At 53.6% G+C, this 16193-nt stretch carries 15 protein-coding genes; 8 read left to right on the top strand and 7 right to left on the bottom strand.

Annotation, left to right across the window (positions count from 1 at the left end):
* Nucleotides 1-45 precede the first annotated feature (45 nt).
* Together ACJJIM_RS03340 and ACJJIM_RS03335 are read left to right on the top strand one after the other, a co-directional pair.
* The gene (locus tag ACJJIM_RS03340) at nt 46-762 is read left to right on the top strand and encodes a 16S rRNA (uracil(1498)-N(3))-methyltransferase (protein ID WP_444894666.1); all 717 of its coding nucleotides are present in this window, start codon (nt 46-48) and stop codon (nt 760-762) included.
* A 247-nt stretch (nt 763-1009) separates the two neighbouring features.
* Nucleotides 1010-2365: a substrate-binding domain-containing protein gene (locus tag ACJJIM_RS03335; protein ID WP_444912359.1), complete on the top strand. Its 1356-nt coding sequence runs from the start codon at nt 1010-1012 to the stop codon at nt 2363-2365.
* Between the two features lie 305 nt (nt 2366-2670).
* On the opposite strand, the gene ald is transcribed toward ACJJIM_RS03335, so the two are convergent.
* A complete protein-coding gene (ald, locus tag ACJJIM_RS03330; protein ID WP_413664782.1) occupies nt 2671-3816 on the bottom strand; it encodes an alanine dehydrogenase in 1146 nt (381 codons plus the stop codon).
* Between the two features lie 195 nt (nt 3817-4011).
* On the opposite strand from ald, the gene ACJJIM_RS03325 reads away from it, so the two are divergent.
* Nucleotides 4012-4497 (top strand): Lrp/AsnC ligand binding domain-containing protein, encoded by a 486-nt coding sequence (locus ACJJIM_RS03325; protein WP_282931670.1) that lies wholly within the window; start codon nt 4012-4014, stop codon nt 4495-4497.
* Nucleotides 4498-4547: 50 nt separating this feature from the next.
* Here ACJJIM_RS03325 and ACJJIM_RS03320 read toward each other — a convergent pair whose 3' ends face one another.
* The 3 genes from ACJJIM_RS03320 to putP all read right to left on the bottom strand — a co-directional run bounded on the left by ACJJIM_RS03320 (nt 4548) and on the right by putP (nt 7251).
* A complete protein-coding gene (locus ACJJIM_RS03320; RefSeq protein ID WP_108732210.1) occupies nt 4548-5012 on the bottom strand; it encodes an Mpo1 family 2-hydroxy fatty acid dioxygenase in 465 nt (154 codons plus the stop codon).
* 107 nt (nt 5013-5119) lie between these two features.
* Nucleotides 5120-5632, bottom strand: a complete 513-nt coding sequence (locus tag ACJJIM_RS03315) for an O-acetyl-ADP-ribose deacetylase (RefSeq protein WP_413664781.1) — start codon at nt 5630-5632, stop codon at nt 5120-5122.
* A 152-nt stretch (nt 5633-5784) separates the two neighbouring features.
* The gene (putP, locus tag ACJJIM_RS03310; protein WP_282931667.1) at nt 5785-7251 is read right to left on the bottom strand and encodes a sodium/proline symporter PutP; all 1467 of its coding nucleotides are present in this window, start codon (nt 7249-7251) and stop codon (nt 5785-5787) included.
* A gap of 114 nt (nt 7252-7365) precedes the next feature.
* Between putP and ACJJIM_RS03305 the strand changes: the two genes are divergently transcribed.
* Nucleotides 7366-8067: a hypothetical protein gene (locus ACJJIM_RS03305; RefSeq protein ID WP_282931666.1), complete on the top strand. Its 702-nt coding sequence runs from the start codon at nt 7366-7368 to the stop codon at nt 8065-8067.
* Here ACJJIM_RS03305 and ttcA read toward each other — a convergent pair.
* Both ttcA and ACJJIM_RS03295 read right to left on the bottom strand, forming a co-directional pair.
* Nucleotides 7952-8869 carry a tRNA 2-thiocytidine(32) synthetase TtcA gene (gene ttcA, locus ACJJIM_RS03300; protein ID WP_444912358.1) on the bottom strand — a complete coding sequence of 306 codons (918 nt, stop codon included), beginning with the start codon at nt 8867-8869 and terminating at the stop codon, nt 7952-7954. The genes ACJJIM_RS03305 and ttcA overlap by 116 nt on opposite strands.
* A 120-nt stretch (nt 8870-8989) precedes the next feature.
* Nucleotides 8990-9658, bottom strand: coding sequence for an arylesterase (locus ACJJIM_RS03295; RefSeq protein ID WP_282931664.1), 669 nt, complete (start codon nt 9656-9658; stop codon nt 8990-8992).
* 45 nt (nt 9659-9703) lie between these two features.
* Between ACJJIM_RS03295 and ACJJIM_RS03290 the strand changes: the two genes are divergently transcribed.
* The 4 genes from ACJJIM_RS03290 to ACJJIM_RS03275 all read left to right on the top strand — a co-directional run bounded on the left by ACJJIM_RS03290 (nt 9704) and on the right by ACJJIM_RS03275 (nt 15009).
* Nucleotides 9704-10426 (top strand): ABC transporter ATP-binding protein, encoded by a 723-nt coding sequence (locus tag ACJJIM_RS03290; protein WP_413664779.1) that lies wholly within the window; start codon nt 9704-9706, stop codon nt 10424-10426.
* Nucleotides 10426-12876 (top strand): ABC transporter permease, encoded by a 2451-nt coding sequence (locus ACJJIM_RS03285; protein ID WP_444912357.1) that lies wholly within the window; start codon nt 10426-10428, stop codon nt 12874-12876. Before ACJJIM_RS03290 ends, ACJJIM_RS03285 begins: the two co-directional genes overlap by 1 nt.
* A gap of 7 nt (nt 12877-12883) precedes the next feature.
* Complete coding sequence (gene bioA, locus ACJJIM_RS03280; RefSeq protein WP_444912356.1) at nt 12884-14188, top strand: adenosylmethionine--8-amino-7-oxononanoate transaminase; 1305 nt, start codon at nt 12884-12886, stop codon at nt 14186-14188.
* A gap of 404 nt (nt 14189-14592) precedes the next feature.
* Complete coding sequence (locus tag ACJJIM_RS03275) at nt 14593-15009, top strand: DUF6746 family protein (RefSeq protein ID WP_108732203.1); 417 nt, start codon at nt 14593-14595, stop codon at nt 15007-15009.
* A 137-nt stretch (nt 15010-15146) separates the two neighbouring features.
* On the opposite strand, the gene csrA is transcribed toward ACJJIM_RS03275, so the two are convergent.
* The gene (gene csrA, locus ACJJIM_RS03270) at nt 15147-15335 is read right to left on the bottom strand and encodes a carbon storage regulator CsrA (RefSeq protein ID WP_299583554.1); all 189 of its coding nucleotides are present in this window, start codon (nt 15333-15335) and stop codon (nt 15147-15149) included.
* Nucleotides 15336-16193: the final 858 nt, after the last annotated feature.

Below are 16193 nucleotides of genomic sequence, written 5' to 3'. Positions count from 1 at the left end.
ATAGCACCGACACCGTTATAAATTGAAGTACCAAGGCGCCCGACTTTGAACCTGATTGTTTTACAAAAGCACGACTTTATTAGTCCCAATCGCGTCCGCCTTAGTGGACGCCAGCTGGAGCATATCACCAAGGTTCACAGAGCAGCTCCGGGACAACAACTTCGTGTCGGACTGCTCGACGGGCAAATAGGGAATGGCGAGATTGTTACGCTCGACGAGAAGTGCGTCGAGCTTGAAGTGGCATTCGCAATTGATCCGCCCCAGCCATTACCTCTCACACTTATTTTGGCCCTGCCTCGCCCCAAAATGCTCAAGCGGGTTATCCAGCACCTGACTGCACTCGGGGTCAAAAAACTGGTTTTGATCAATAGTTACCGGGTCGAAAAGTCTTACTGGCAAACCCCCTGGTTGCAGGAAGACAAACTCTTTGAGCAATGCCTGCTCGGACTCGAGCAGGCTGTCGATACGCAAATGCCGGAAATTCTGTTGCGCAAACGCTTCAAACCGTTTGTCGAAGACGAACTCCCTTCCCTCTCCAGTGACTCTCGTAAACTGGTGGCTCATCCAGTAGGGGGAACGGCTTGCCCTGTGGACATAAAGCAACCGACCACTTTAGCCATTGGCCCTGAAGGCGGCTTTATCAGTTATGAAGTCGAGAAGCTCCAGGAAGCAGGCTTTCAATCCGTTCACCTGGGTCCACGTATTTTGCGGGTAGAAACTGCACTGCCAGTACTGATTAGCCGGTTATTTCCCGCGTTTTAAATTATCGGACTTTACGAGGCTCTGCTGCATATCCACAGGAGCCTCTGAGTACTTACCCGACGTATTGCTTTTTAAGCTTTTACGAAAGCTTAACTACCCATACTTCAATTGTTCAAATAACCCCCAGTAAAGTTACCTATCTCTTGCGATGAGACAGTTGCACAATTCAGCAATCAATATTTCATCAATTTGTCACAATTAAGTCATATTTTGCGCCCTCGTTTTACCACCTTACGGTCGAATTACTATGAGCGTATTCTTAAGCCGGCTAAAGCAAACCCTTACCTTACTTCTTATTGGGGGGGCACTGGCTGCTGCAACTTCTACAGCCCAAACCCGTTTCCCTCCCGATACAACGGGCCTGCTTTTTACTCTACACGGCTCCAATACTGTCGGTGCAAAGCTGGCACCCAACCTGGTGAGTAATTACCTGGAATCCCGAGGTGGCAGTAATCTGGAGGTTATTCCTCTAGAGAAAGAAAATGAGGTTCGAGTACAGGGGGATCTGGGCAGCAATAAAATTTATGTCGATATTGCGGCACACGGTTCAAGCACTGGATTTAAAGGCCTTGAACGGTCCCAGGCAAATATCGCCATGGCTTCGCGACCAATAAAAGATGCTGAGCATGCAGCGCTGAGTCGCTTTGGAGATATGCGCGGTCAAGGTGCAGAACATGTCATTGCCATCGATGGACTCGCCATTATTGTTCACCCTCAAAACCCCATTACTCAATTAACCCTGCAACAAATAGCAGCAATATTTTCCGGGAAAATTACCGACTGGTCTGAAGTGGGCGGGCGGAAAGGTCGTATCAAAGTTCTGGCGAGAGATAATCAGTCCGGCACCTGGGATACGTTTAAAAGCTTGGTGCTCGGGAAAAAGTACTCCCTTATTACTAATGCAAAACGCTTCGAATCGAATGATCAATTGTCAGACCGTGTTTCGGCGAATCCCAACAGTATTGGATTTGTCGGCTTGGCGTCTATTCGACGAGCCAAGGCCGTATCGGTATCTGACCAGAACACCCAACCGCAAGCTCCAGAGCATCTGACAATTGCAACCGAGGACTACCCCCTCTCCCGCCGTCTATTTCTCTATACCGCAGCTTACAATTTAAAACCCGTCGCCGAAGAGTTCCTGCACTTTGTACAGAGCGAGCAGGGGCAGGAGCTGGTAAAGGCCACTGGATTTGTCGCGCAGACGCCAATGGGTGTAAAACCTGAAGCCAACCGGGAGGGGCCCAGCGAATACCTGAAATTAACGGAAAATGCAGAACGCCTGAGTATTAACTTCCGTTTCTCTGAAGGCAGCGCCTCTTTAGATAACAAGGCAAAACAGGATATACAGCGACTTGTCCGCTTTATGCAAAAGCCTGAGAACAGCCACAAGCGACTGCTATTGATCGGATTTGGCGATGAGAAAGTGAGCGAGGGACGCTCAATCGTTTTATCAAAACTACGCGCAGTTACCGTTCGCTCAGCTCTAAGGGATCACCAGATTAATACAGCACCGGTTCAGGGCTTTGGTGCCTATCTGCCGGTAGCCTCCAACAGCTCCAGCTCAAAGATAAAAAATCGCCGGGTAGAAATCTGGGTTATTTAACCCTAGCCCAAAACCCCTCTCCCTCGTGAGGCGACAAGGAAGTCCCTCAGCATCCTTTCTCTTTTTTCTCTTCCAATCCCCCTTCCCTTTCCCCGGTCTTTTTCCTAAACAACAAATCCAGCCTTATCCAAAGCATAAATAACGCGCATAAAAAAGCCGCGTAAATACGCGGCTATCAATTAGTGGCTATGCCACCAGGTCTCACAGAGAGGAACGCAAAGAGCGCTCCGGGGGAAACTTCCCAACAACAAGCGCGTTACCGCTTATTTACAATGTGGCCGCCCGCAGGCGGCCACCGGGGGCAATTAAGCTACAGCGTCTTCCGCTACTGCTTGTTTTTGCAGAGCCAGTTTGGGATCTACAAACTCGTAACCCAATACGTCGGCTACGGCTTGGTAGGTCACCATGCCAGCGTGAACATTCAGGCCTTCCAGCAGGTTGGAATCGTCCAACAGTGCCTGCTTGGCGCCTTTGTTTGCCAGGGCTACCGCGAAAGGCAGGGTGGCATTGTTCAGGGCCATAGTGGAGGTGCGAGCTACACCGCCGGGCATATTGGCAACACAGTAGTGAACCACACCATCAACTACGTAAGTAGGCTCTTGGTGAGTAGTCGCCTTGGAAGTCTCGAAACAACCGCCCTGGTCAATAGCAACGTCAGCTACAACTGCGCCTTTCTTCATGCGGCTGATAATGTCGCGGGTCAGCAGTTTGGGGGCTGCTGCGCCAGGAATCAGAACCGCACCAACAACCAGGTCAGCTTCCAGTGCGTGCTTTTCAATAGCATCGTTAGTGGAGTACTCAGTGCGAACCGCACCACCGAAAATATCGTCCAGCTGACGCAGACGCGGCAGGGAGCGGTCGAGGATAGTAACGTCAGCACCCATACCCAGGGCCATCTTCGCTGCGTTAGTACCAACAACACCGCCACCGATAATCAGGACTTTAGCGGGAGCTACACCGGGAACACCGCCGAGCAGTACGCCGAGACCACCCTGGGCTTTTTCCAGGTGGTGGGCACCGCACTGTACAGACATACGGCCGGCAACTTCAGACATAGGCGCCAGTAGAGGCAGGCCACCGAAGCGGTCGGTTACGGTTTCATAAGCGATGCAGGTCGCGCCGGATTTCACCAGCAGCTCAGTTTGTTTGGGGTCTGGAGCCAGGTGCAGATAGGTGTACAGAACCTGCCCAGGGCGCAGCATTTCGCACTCGTGGGGCTGGGGCTCTTTTACCTTGACGATCATATCGGCAGTGGCAAAAATCTCTTCCGGAGTATCGATAATCTTGGCGCCGGCTTGAACGTACATCTCGTCGGGGAAACCAATAGCGGCACCACCATCCTTCTGTACGATCACTTGGTGGCCGTGGCCAACCAGTTCGCGAACACTCGACGGCGTCAGGCCAATACGATACTCGTGGTTCTTAATCTCTTTAGGGACGCCAATCAACATTTTCCTTCTCCTCGCTCTGTGCGCTCGGTACTGCCTTAATCAAATAGGAGTACCTAATTTCTATGTTTTCCCCAGTATAAGAACAGATAAGAAGTGGATATTTAGTAGATTTTTGATAAAACTAGTGGAATCCACTAATAACCCTGTCGCCAAGTCTATTTTTTGACCATGTCGACCAATTCGGAGTCAGCAGTTATGCGCAAACGTGCGGGAGAGCTAAGTACCATCGACCGGAACATATTGCGTGTTCTACAAAAGAATGGGAGAACCAGCTATGCCGAGCTGGCCCGACAGGTGGGATTGACCGCGACCCCCTGCGTCGAACGGGTCAAACGCCTGGAAAGTGACAATGTTATTCAAGGCTACACCGCCCTGATCAACCCGGAGTATCTCGATGCTGCCCTGGTAGTTTTTGTGCAGATCAGACTGAATCGATCCGCACAGGACGCCTTTGAGGAATTTCGCAACGCCGTGGCCGCCCTGCCGGAAGTGCAGGAGTGTTATTTGGTATCGGGGAATTTCGATTACTTAATCAAAGCCCGAGTGGCGGATATGAGTGCCTACCGGAAGTTCTACGGCGAAACGCTTTTAACGCTGCCGGAGGTACAGGAGTGCACCAGCTATGTGGTGATGGAAGAAGTCAAAGAGACACTGGAAGTACCGGTTCACTACAACCGATAGCGGGATAGATCGATGAGTGGCCACAGCCACTCATCTGCACAAACCGGCAATCAGTATTGAATGCCCAGTTTCCGGTAAATAAAACCAATCACCCAGGCGGGGCCGATCAACAGGAATTGTAAGTCCTTAAAGAAAGAGGGTTTCTTGCCTTCGATATGGTGGCCAATAAATTGGAACACCCACATAATCACGAATAGGGCCAGTGCCGTCTGCCAGATAGGCACCCCCAGCCGCTCCAATACCGACCAAGCCCACAAACACAGAACAGTTAATCCCGTCATTCCCAGGGCAATGGGAAACGACATCGCGAAATAAAACAGAAGAATCGGGATTGTCACCACGACAGCCCAGTTCAGCCAGGGAATTGTCGCCATAAATTCCGGCTGCGGAACTGCCCACAAAAGTCCGGCCACAGTTGCATAAATTACGGGAACAGCAATCCAATGAATGGATTTGTTGATCGGATTCTGATGACTCTCACCATACTCGGAAAACCACTGCTGGGCACTGCGCATGACAATCTCCTCATTCTTATATTGTTATTGTCAGAGCAATAATAATCCCCAACCCATGGATATCAATCAATGGCCGAAAATACCACGAGGCCTACAAAACGTGGCTTTTAGCGCCTAACGTAGGCATCCAACTGGGATAGATAGAGATCCGCCATCGATTTATCGAAACAACAGAATACAACCTGCTGCGGCGCCCCCTCCTTCTCCTGAAATTGCTGCACCTGCTCTACAGCCACCTCTACGGCCAGCTCCGGGGGGTAGTCGTAAACGCCACAACTGATCGCCGGAAAAGCGATCGAGCGCATATTTTCGCGCCGAGCCAATGCCAAGCAGTGCCGATAACAGCTGGAGAGCAACTCGGGCTCACCCAAACTGCCGCCGCGCCAAACTGGCCCAACCGTGTGGTAGATACGTTTTACGGGAATGGAATAAGCGCCAGTGGCGCGCACTTCACCAACAGGACAGCCGCCCAGACTGCGACAGGCCTCCAGTAGATTGGGCCCCGCTGCGCGGTGTATGGCCCCATCGACACCACCGCCTCCCAAGAGACGGCTGTTGGCAGCATTGACGATTACATCGACGTGCAATCGAGTGATATCACCGAGATGAACTTTGATCACTCAGCATCTCCAACCGCTATTTGAATAATTGCTGCGGATGGAAATCCATTTCACTTCACAACAGTCGCACCTTTGCCAGAGATGCGTCCCTAGCGCGACTGGTCTGTCTCGGCCCGAGCAAGTCGCTCGGGCTCAAGTCCTGCCCTGCCCCCTCAACCAAGCAACTTGCGGTGCTGTGAGGCAACGGCTTCCGGGCACTTCGTCAGCGCGCTCACTAACACGATAGCAGCTGAAGAGAAAACAAAACCCGGCAACAGCTCATAAACATCAAAAATGCCACCGGAGAGTTGCTCCCACACCACAACGGTGAGGCCGCCAACGATAACACCGGCAATAGCGCCACTGCCCGTCATACGAGACCAGTAGAGACTGATCAGCAACGCCGGGCCAAAGGCAGCGCCCAGGCCAGCCCAGGCGTAACTCACCACATCCAGAACCTTGGAATCCGGGTCCATCGCAATCCACACAGCGACCAGTGATAAAGCAACCACCGCCCAGCGCCCCACTTTCACCATGGCTTCCGGAGTGGTTTCACGACCAAACCAAACGTGGTAAATATCCTCCGCCAGTGCAGCCGAGGACACCAACAGCTGGGAATCTGCCGTACTCATAATGGCAGATAGAATCGCCGCCAAAAGAACACCGGCAACTAGCGGGTGGAACAGCACCTGCACCATTTCCATAAATACAGTTTCGCCATCTGGCAGGCTCTGTTGGATTTCCAGGTGCGCAAACAAACCTACCGCCATTGCCCCCAAGAAGCCGGCCAGGGACCAAACCGCCGCAACTGTCGCCGCAACCGGAATATCGTTAGGGCTGCGCACCGCCATAAATCGCGCCAAGATATGCGGCTGACCGAAATATCCCAGTCCCCACGCAAGGGAACTGAGTATCGCCACCAGGCTTAAGGTTTGTCCGGTGTTATCGGTCATCCAGTGGGTCAGCTGTGGCATCTCCGTTTGCAGGCGAGTCCAGCTGGCAGAAAAACCACCCTGGTCAGAAATAACAACGAGAGGCACCGCAATCAGCGCCGCACTCATCAGCAGTCCCTGGAACACATCGGTCCAGGACACCGCCAAAAACCCGCCAAACAGCGTGTAAGAAATAACGGCAACCGCACCGATAATCACCGCCCAGCGGTAATCCCAGCCAAATACCGTTTCAAATAATTTGCCGCCGGCAATCAGGCCCGAAGCCACATAGAAAAGGAAAAATAACAGAATGAATATCGCGCAGACTGTGCGCAGATAGGGGTGCCCCATCTTAAACCGACGATCCAGATAGGCTGGCACCGTCAGGGAGTCGTCCAGCTCATAGGTGTAGATGCGCAGACGCCGGCCCATTGTCACCCAGCTCAGAACGATGCCGGAGAAAAGACCAATTGCGATCCAACCGGCAGAGAGACCCGCTGCATAGGCCGCGCCAGGCAAACCCAGAAGCAGCCAGCCACTCATATCCGAGGCTCCGGCAGACAGGGCCGCCACTGCCGGCGGCAGGGAACGGCCGCCGAGGAAATAATCACTGGCATTTTTTGTACGCATGTAAGCGTAAATACCGATAACAACAATCAACGCCAAATAGGCGACAAAAGTAAGGGCGATCAGCCACTCGGCGGCCATAAGGGATTCCTTCTGATCAAAGTGGGGTGGTACTTGGCGCGGGAATAGTCTGCGTTTTCCTGCTCAATTTTTCAGCGCATTGAGCTATGGAAAGAGCACCACCTAAAAATTGTTATGTTTATTGCGCGTAAATCTACCCATAAGGTGGCGCCGACTCAATCAGCAAACTACATATATGTTGGATACAACTACAGAAAAAAAGACAACACTATGGGCATTTGTCTGGACGAGCTCCGACTCCAGGTTATCCGTCCAACCCTCAAGCACTTGAGAGCCTGGAGCCAGGGCATGGAGAACCTCCTTCTGGGAACCGCCGCCCAGGAGTCGCAATTGGGCTTCCACCTCAAACAGGGACGGCGCCACGGGCTGGGTATTTACCAAATCCAGCCCCACACCCACCGGGAAATCTGGGATCAATACCTGATCGATCACCCAAGCCTCGCCTCAAAAGTGCGGGGGCTGGCGAGCCAGCGGGATTTTCTCGATCACCCCCACAGCGAACTGACCACCAACCTGCGTTATGCCACAGCCATCGCCTGGCTGATTTACCGGTCGGCCGAAGTGCACAAGATCCAGGACGAGGAAACCTCAGACGTGGCCAATATGGCGCGCCTCTGGCATCAGCACTTTCACCATGGACCCAGTGCCAGTCCCCGGGACTTTGAATGCAGCTACGCACAGCTGGTCAGCGGTGCCGATCCTACAGATTCAGCGCCTCGATATACTGGGGCTCCACTTCCTGAGCATCCTCAGGCTCCCAAGAATTCACCTGGCGCTGGATTGAATGGTCAGGACGCTCGACAGCCGACGGCGTAGAGCGATCCAGTTCCAGACTCTCAAAATCGTAGAGGTCCCTGTCCGCCAATTGTGACGGGGACACCCGGGTAATCGCGGCGAAAATATTCTCGCTGCGGCCTGGGAATTTCTTATCCCACTCCCGCACCATCTGCTTGATCGCCTGGCGCTGAAGGTTCTCCTGGCTGCCGCACAGGTTGCAGGGAATAATCGGAAACTGCTTGTACTCGGCGTACTGGGCGATGTCCTCTTCACGGCAATAGGCGAGCGGACGAATCACGATATTGCGGCCATCGTCGGCGCGCAGTTTGGGGGGCATCGCCTTGAGGCGACCACCGTAAAACATATTCAGGAACAGGGTCTCGACGATATCGTCTTTGTGATGGCCCAGTGCCACCTTGGTGGCACCAATTTCTTCAGCAAAGCCATACAAGGTGCCACGGCGCAGACGGGAGCAGAGCCCGCAAGTGGTCTTGCCCTCGGGCACCACTTCCTTCACGACCGAGTAGGTATCCTTCTCGACAATATGGTGGGGAACACCCAGGGACTGCAGGTATTCCGGCAGGATATGCTCAGGGAAGCCCGGCTGTTTCTGGTCCATATTGACCGCCACCAGTTCAAAGTTAACCGGCGCTGTCCTCTGCAAATTCAGCAGAACGTCCAGCATGGCGTAGGAATCCTTACCGCCGGACAAACAGACCATAATCTTGTCGCCCTCTTCAATCATGTTGAAGTCGGCGATGGCGCGGCCCACATGGCGGCGCAGGCGCTTTTGCAGCTTATTAAACTCGAGCCGCTCGCGGCGGTTTTCCAATTCGGGCATGGTGTCTCTCTAACTCATTCGCGACCAGTGACCGGGCCCAGAGTACCGGCACAAAACCTTAAACTTTGGGACCAGAGCCAGGCTTTCCTGTTCCTGGGGGCGCGATTGTACGCATTTCGATCACGGAGTACACGACTCACCAGCCGCCTTCTCCCCCAACAGGGACTTCACGCAGGGCCAGACATGATCCAGCAGGGCCGGCTGCGCCTTGGCGGTGGGGTGGATACCGTCGGATTGCATAGCGCCCTGCTCCAGGGCCACGGTTTCCAACAAGAAAGGCACCAGGGCGACCTCTTCGGCCTTGGCCACTTTGGGGAATACAGCGGCAAAAGCCTCGGTATAAGCGCGGCCGTAGTTGGGCGGGATACGCATCCCCAACAGCAGGACTTCGGCCCCGGAATCCTTAGCCAGCTTGACCATCTGCTGCAAATTGCGCTGCAAACTCTGGGGTGGGTAGCCGCGCAAACCGTCGTTACCGCCCAACTCGACAATCAGCCACTGGGGATTGTGCTCTTCCATCAGGCGCGGCAGCCGGGTCAGGCCGCCTGCGGAGGTCTCCCCACTGATGCTGGCATTGACCACCTTGACCGGGCGCCCCTTCTCCTGCAAGCGCTCTTGCAACAGGTTGACCCAGCCCAACTCCTCATCGATACCGTAGGCTGCACTTATGCTATCCCCTAATACGAGCAGAGTGCCGGGCTTGTTGGCACTCAGTGCCAGATTGGGGACCGACAGCATCAGCACCAAGCCGAACCGAGTCAGTAACTGCCGAAAAAAGGCTGTTGTCATGTCATACTCTCCAAAAATCTCGCGTATCCGCAAAGGGAATACAGTATGTCCGCCATTCTCACGGCAGAAAACCTCTATCACAGGGTCTCCACCAGCGAAGGGCCACTGACCCTATTAAACAATATCTCCCTGAAAGTCGCCCGTGGCGAGAGCCTCGCTGTGACAGGGGCCTCAGGTTCCGGCAAGTCCACCCTGCTCGGCCTGCTGGCAGGATTGGACAAACCTACCGAGGGCAAGATCTGGCTGGCGGGGGACGAGATCACCGCCATGGACGAAGAGCAGCGCGCAGCAGTGCGCGCCCGCTGCGTGGGCTTTGTATTCCAGACTTTCCAGCTGCTACCCGGCCTTACCGCCCTGGAAAATGTGATGCTGCCGAGCGAATTGCGCGGTGAGCGGGGCGCCGCCAAGCGGGCGGAAGAGTTTCTCGCCCGGGTGGGCCTGGAACAGCGACTGCGCCACTACCCGCGCCAGTTATCCGGCGGTGAGCAACAGCGGGTGGCCATTGCCCGGGCCTTTGCCAGCTTTAGCAGCAAAGATGCCATCCTCTTTGCCGACGAACCCACCGGCAGCCTCGACGCCGGCAACGGCGCCAAAATTATCGACCTGCTGTTTAAACTCAACGAAGAGTCTGACACCACCCTGGTGCTGGTGACTCACGAACAGCGACTGGCAGAGCGCTGTGCCTCCCACCTGCATATGTCGGCCGGTGCCGTAGATTCCTACGCTCCCCTTATCGACGGGGACAACCTGTCGGAGGTGTCCGCCTGATGCTGCCACTCAGACTGCTGTTCAGGGACTGGCGCGGTGGCGAGTTAGCGCTAATTGCCTCAGCCCTGGTTTTAGCTGTTACCTGTGTCACTGCGATCGCCCATTTTACCGACCGCCTTACCCGCGCCATGGAGCAGCAATCCCTCACTTTCCTGGCCGCAGAGCGGGTGCTGCGCAGCAGCAAACCCGTGGATAGCGCATGGCTGGAAGAGGCCGACAAAAAGGGATTGGAACAGGGCCAGATAGTCCAGTTTTCCTCCATGATCTCCGCCAACGACCAGTTCCAATTTGTCTCGGTCAAAGCCGTCGACAAAGGCTATCCATTGGTGGGGCAACTGGAAATCAGCAAGGCCCAGGGCGGCCCTAGTGAAGTGGCACCACAAGGACCTCCCCCTGGAGAAGCCTGGGTGGAGTCCCGCCTTCTACCTTTGATGGGAATCCAGCTCGGCGATCCTATCGCCCTCGGCGACACCCAATTAAAAGTGACAGCCATACTGGAGCGGGAACCCGACCGGGGCACCAGCCTGTTTGATATGGGCGCGCGAGTATTAGCCAATACCGCCGACCTGCCCGCCGCAGGTGTGATCCAGCCCGGCAGCCGAGTGCGCTACCGCTACCTGTTTGCCGGTGATGACCAAGTCCTGAAGGATTACTTTGACTGGCTCAAACCTCAACTGACTGAACATCAGCGGATACTGGACCTGCGCGAAGGCCAGCCCCGTGTTGCCTCAGCCCTGGATAGAGCCGAGTCCTTCCTGTTTCTCGCCGCCAGCCTGGCTGTACTGCTCGCCAGTGTCGCCGTCGGCCTGGCAGCAAGGCGCTACGGACTGCGCCATGGCGCCTACGTAGCCGTAATGAAAAGTCTCGGCGCCGGGCGCAATAAAATCCTCGGTATCTACCTGGGGCAGCTGGCCGCCCTCACCCTGATTGCCACTGCTATCGGGCTGGCACTGGGCACCTTTATCCAGAGCCAGGCGGTCAACCTGATGGAAGGGTTCTTCCCGGTTCAACCCCCGGCCACCAGCTGGAGCCCACTGCTGATTGGACTCGCTACCGGCCTCGCCTGCGCCCTGGGCTTTGCCCTGCCACCGCTGTTCCGTTTGGCGCGTACAGACCCGATGCAAACCTTGCGACATGACTGGAGTAATCCGGACAGACGCGAATGGCTCGGGCTGATTCTCGGCCCCAGCGCCATGCTGCTCCTGATCTGGTGGCTTTCCGGCAGCCTGCTTATGACACTCGCCCTGTTTGTCGGCATGCTCCTGTTGGTAGCGGGCAGCGCCCTGGTTAACCGACTCCTGGTGCGCGGCAAATTGGCTTCCCTGGGGGGCGCCTGGCGCATTGCCCTGGGTAGCCTGCAACGCCGAGCCGCGTTCAACACTTTATTGATTGCCGCTTTTGGCACCGGATTATTGGCCATGCTGGCCATGGTCTTTGCCCGCACCGCCCTGGTGGACGAATGGCGGATGCAATTACCGGAAAAAGCCCCCAACCACTTTCTCCTGAATATCGCCCCCCACGATGTTCCAACCATGGAAAACATGCTGGCAGAGGGCGAGGTAAGCAGCACCGAGTTTTACCCCATGGTGCGTGGCCGTTTAGTGGCGATTAACGGCGTCTCGATTAAAGAGAAAAAAGATCGCCCCGGTGGCGTTCGCCGGGAGTTAAACCTGAGCTACACCGACACCCTGGCGCCGGATAACCGCATCTTGGAAGGCGAGTGGTGGGACAAGGCCAGCGAAGGTGTTTCCGTAGAAGTGGAGCTGGCAGCCCAGCTGGAACTGTCACTGGGAGATCAGTTGCGCTTTTCCATCGGCGGACTGGAAGTAGAAGCCCCGGTAGCCAGCTTCCGCTCGTTGGACTGGAACAGCATGCGCCCCAACTTCTATATGATATTTGCGCCAGGCACTATCGATGATTTCCCGGCTACCTATATCACCAGTTTTTACCTCCCACCGGAGGACAAGTTGCTGGTCAACGATCTGGTTCGCGCCTTCCCCAGCGTCAGCGTGATAGAGCTGGATAAGATCATCCAGCGTATCCGCGACACCATTAACCAGGTGTCCTTTGCTATCGAATCAGTTATGGCCCTGATGCTGGTTGCCGGGGTCCTGGTATTAATCGCCGGGGTGCGCGCCAGTATCGCCGAGCGATTGCAGGAAGCGGCAATTATCCGCACACTGGGAGGCCGCAGGCGCTTGTTACTGAGAAGCCTGATACTGGAATTTGGCCTGCTGGGTTTTGCCGCCGGTTTGCTCGCGGCTATCGGTGCTGAAGCCACCTTGGCTGTGCTGTCTTATTGGGTCTTTGAACTGCCGGTGATATTGCACCCAGTCCTTTGGCTAACCGGACCACTCACCGGTGCAGTACTGGTTGGCACCGCCGGTACCCTGGCCTGTTACAGCTCGATCAGCCAGCCCCCGCTCAGAGTACTGCGCGAACTGGCCTAACTGATGAATGTCGGCTCTTGAGAATAAAGATGTAGTTTTTATGGACCTGGATTTCGATCGCAAACATATTTGGCATCCCTACTCCTCCCTGATCGACCCGCCCCCGGTGTACCCGGTAGCGCGGGCCGAGGGGGTAAGACTTTACCTGGAAGACGGGCGCGGCCTGATCGACGGTATGTCCTCCTGGTGGAGCGCCCTGCACGGCTACAATGTGCCCGAGCTAAACCAGGCCATGCGCGATCAGATGGACAAAATGTCCCATGTCATGTTCGGGGGATTGACTCACGAACCGGCGATCGAGCTGTGCAAGAAATTAGTGGAAATCACTCCAGCTGGCCTCAACCGGGTATTTCTTGCTGACTCCGGTTCAGTGTCTGTGGAAGTGGCTATCAAGATGGCCGTCCAATACTGGCACTCCCATGGCAAGCCCGAAAAGAACCGCCTGCTGGCCCTGCGCAACGGTTACCACGGTGATACTTTCGGGGCCATGGCCACCTGTGATCCAGTCACCGGAATGCATCATTTGTTTGCTGAGCATCTGAACCAGCACCAGTTTGCACCCGCTCCGCAAACACCATTTGGCAGTACCTGTAGTGACAGTGATATTGCCGAACTGCGTCAGCAAGTGGAAGAAAACCGCGATCAACTGGCCGCGATTATTTTAGAGCCCATCGTCCAGGGCGCTGGCGGCATGCGTTTTTATTCTGCCGATTATTTGCGCCGGGTGCGCGAACTCTGCAACGAGCACGACGTACTGCTGATCGCCGATGAAATCGCCACCGGCTTTGGCCGCAGCGGCAAAATGTTCGCCTGTGAGCACGCCGATATCACCCCCGATATCCTCACCCTGGGCAAAGCCCTCACCGGCGGCACCATGACCCTCGCCGCCGCCCTCTGTACCGATAAAGTGGCCGAAGGTATTTGCCAAGGGGAAGCCGGTGTATTTATGCACGGCCCCACTTTTATGGGGAATCCCCTGGCTTGTTCCGTCGCTAACGCCAGCATCCAATTGTTACTCAACAGCCCTTGGCAGGAGCGAGTAACTGCGATCGAACAGCAGCTGACCGAACAGCTGGCCCCGTTAAAATCCGCACCGGGTGTCGCCGATGTTCGAACCCTAGGCGCAATTGGCGTGGTGGAAATGCGCGAGCCGGTAAATACGGCAAAGGTGCAGGAAGCCCTAATCGAACGCGGAGTTTGGCTGCGCCCCTTCGGCAAACTGGTCTACGCCATGCCGCCCTATGTGATCTCTAAACAAGACCTTAGCCAATTAACCTCGGCAATGGTTGATGCACTGGGAGAGATTTCCTAGCCTCCGTACCAATTAGTTTGTGAAGCCGGTCTCAATAATCCCGAACTAACCGACTCATCCTATAAATAACCCTCTCTTTGCTACCGCGAAGAGAGGGTTAACAGATCAAATTCCATAACACGGGGGCGCCTCTTCCCGGCTAAAAACCTCCGTTGCCCCTCCCCTGTGCATCCTTTCCAGATTCAATTTTCTTATTCCTTACAAATTTCGATCAGCTTGATAGCAATTTTTACGCGAAGTGTTTTGAGCACCTAAAAATTCCTGTATCATGAATGTTAATGATAGTTATCCTCATTTACGATAGCGATCAAAGTGGTCAAAATGATCACTGATAAATGTTAGGCATTCACCTCGCCCGATCAATGCCTTACCAACCCTTAAAGTTTGGGCGTTAGAGAGGAAAGATGAGAACTTTAATTGCATTACTTTTTGCTGTTACTTTTGCTACCACTGCTCAAGCTAGCCCTGCATCAGGCGAAAAGCCCATCCAGCACTTTAAAGTAGCGAAAGTTACTTCTTTGAAGGATGCGAGAAAGATTTTTGTTGAAACAACAGAAGAAATTAAGGGCAAGAAAAAGCTTAACCCTGCTGAACTTCACGAGATTCATGTCATCACCTACAGACTCGAAAAAAGTGTTGAGTATTTCGCTGAGAACCTGAAGGGTGAAAGACAAAAGCTGGCAAAAGACATCGCCGTTGTTGTGGAAAACATCCACATTAACTCCGAAAACAACCGCCCAGAAAAAACCCGCAAGGATCTAAATCACTACTTTAAATTAGCAGACAAATTTGCTGCTGGATTTAAGCATAAACATCACTAATACAGATCACTTCCGAGCTTAACCTGTGGCACTATCCGCAGCGAAAGGCTCGACTGAAAGCGCTAACTATCAGCAGTTAGCGCTTTCATAGCAACATCACCCGCTTATGGCGACACACCACAATCCCGATCAGATTTTCAACGATTTCCACTGCCCATATTTCCTTCCCTTTTGATCCGCCTATAAATCTCCTCGCGGTGTACGGGCAGGGATTTTGGAGCAAGTATTCCCACCTTTACCTGATTGCCCTTAACTTCCAATACAGTGATTGAGACATTTGCTCCAATCCGTAAGTTTTCACCTGTGCGGCGCTTTAAGATCAACATATTTGTTTCCTACTGATACTCAAACCATGGATAGACCTTCCACAAAGGGAAAGTTTGGATAGAAATGTTTTGAGTAACTGCGAGGTGGTGCGCGAGAACGGTAGGCATAGAAAAAGAAAAGGCAGACGCAACGCACCCAGGGCTTGGAGAAACTCTCCAAGCTGCTGATCGTGCTCCACTTTATTGAAGACGAGCGGGTTTCTAGCGTACTATGCATATAGCCATCTTGATACTTTACCTATCAATTTGGTTAGCTGGCCCCAGGTGTTCCAGCACCTTGGGTCAGCGCCTTTTACTTATTCTTACTTCACGCTACCGTTCTCCTTTGAGGGGATGGTTTTTAGAGAATTCTTGGGTTCTTGATTCTCTCGGTACTCTTGAACCGAGCTGCTTTGATTGTTCCCTTTAGATGGCTTCTTAGTTAAGGCCAAACTACCAATAAATATCTATCGATTTTACGTGGCTTTGACACTAAAACAATCCTAATAAAATCTAATAAGATTATTTTTGTGCCTATATTTTTTGTTGCTCACGCATTAAAAATTTCGATTGCATATAAAAATGGCCGATTAGCTTAATATACCCACCGCTCCCACGCTGGAGTTCAGACAACAATAAATCATCAATGCTTTGATTTAATACGTACTCCACATGTCTACAGAAAAGATCTCTCCATAGACCAAAGTAACTTGCAGACTTTTAGGATATTACTGCGAGATTTAGGAGCCTCTGAATAACCCAGTGATGCCTCTACTTACAGAGTGGTTTAAATAAGAGCGCAGCTTCACAGGAATGACTAGACCTTAGAGGAAGTCTCAACACGGTGCATGAATCGTTATGGAAGCCCTCAGGCCAATC

Source organism: Microbulbifer maximicatervae (SeqCode), from assembly GCF_052467615.1.
Note: the sequence above shows the minus strand (reverse complement) of the source record. Positions and strands in the feature narration are given on the sequence as shown.

Bases quoted from the DNA above. Each gene is read 5' to 3' on its own strand.
- putP (WP_282931667.1), bottom strand. From the start codon at position 7,251: ATGGCCGCCGAGTGGCTGATCGCCCTTACTTTTGTCGCCTATTTGGCG.
- ACJJIM_RS03320 (WP_108732210.1), bottom strand. From the start codon at position 5,012: ATGCGCAGTGCCCAGCAGTGGTTTTCCGAGTATGGTGAGAGTCATCAG.
- ttcA (WP_444912358.1), bottom strand. From the start codon at position 8,869: ATGCCCGAATTGGAAAACCGCCGCGAGCGGCTCGAGTTTAATAAGCTG.
- ACJJIM_RS03275 (WP_108732203.1), top strand. From the start codon at position 14,593: ATGAGAACTTTAATTGCATTACTTTTTGCTGTTACTTTTGCTACCACT.
- ACJJIM_RS03305 (WP_282931666.1), top strand. From the start codon at position 7,366: ATGTTTATTGCGCGTAAATCTACCCATAAGGTGGCGCCGACTCAATCA.
- ACJJIM_RS03285 (WP_444912357.1), top strand. From the start codon at position 10,426: ATGCTGCCACTCAGACTGCTGTTCAGGGACTGGCGCGGTGGCGAGTTA.
- ACJJIM_RS03325 (WP_282931670.1), top strand. From the start codon at position 4,012: ATGCGCAAACGTGCGGGAGAGCTAAGTACCATCGACCGGAACATATTG.
- csrA (WP_299583554.1), bottom strand. From the start codon at position 15,335: ATGTTGATCTTAAAGCGCCGCACAGGTGAAAACTTACGGATTGGAGCA.
- ACJJIM_RS03295 (WP_282931664.1), bottom strand. From the start codon at position 9,658: ATGACAACAGCCTTTTTTCGGCAGTTACTGACTCGGTTCGGCTTGGTG.
- ald (WP_413664782.1), bottom strand. From the start codon at position 3,816: ATGTTGATTGGCGTCCCTAAAGAGATTAAGAACCACGAGTATCGTATT.
- bioA (WP_444912356.1), top strand. From the start codon at position 12,884: ATGTCGGCTCTTGAGAATAAAGATGTAGTTTTTATGGACCTGGATTTC.
- ACJJIM_RS03335 (WP_444912359.1), top strand. From the start codon at position 1,010: ATGAGCGTATTCTTAAGCCGGCTAAAGCAAACCCTTACCTTACTTCTT.
- ACJJIM_RS03290 (WP_413664779.1), top strand. From the start codon at position 9,704: ATGTCCGCCATTCTCACGGCAGAAAACCTCTATCACAGGGTCTCCACC.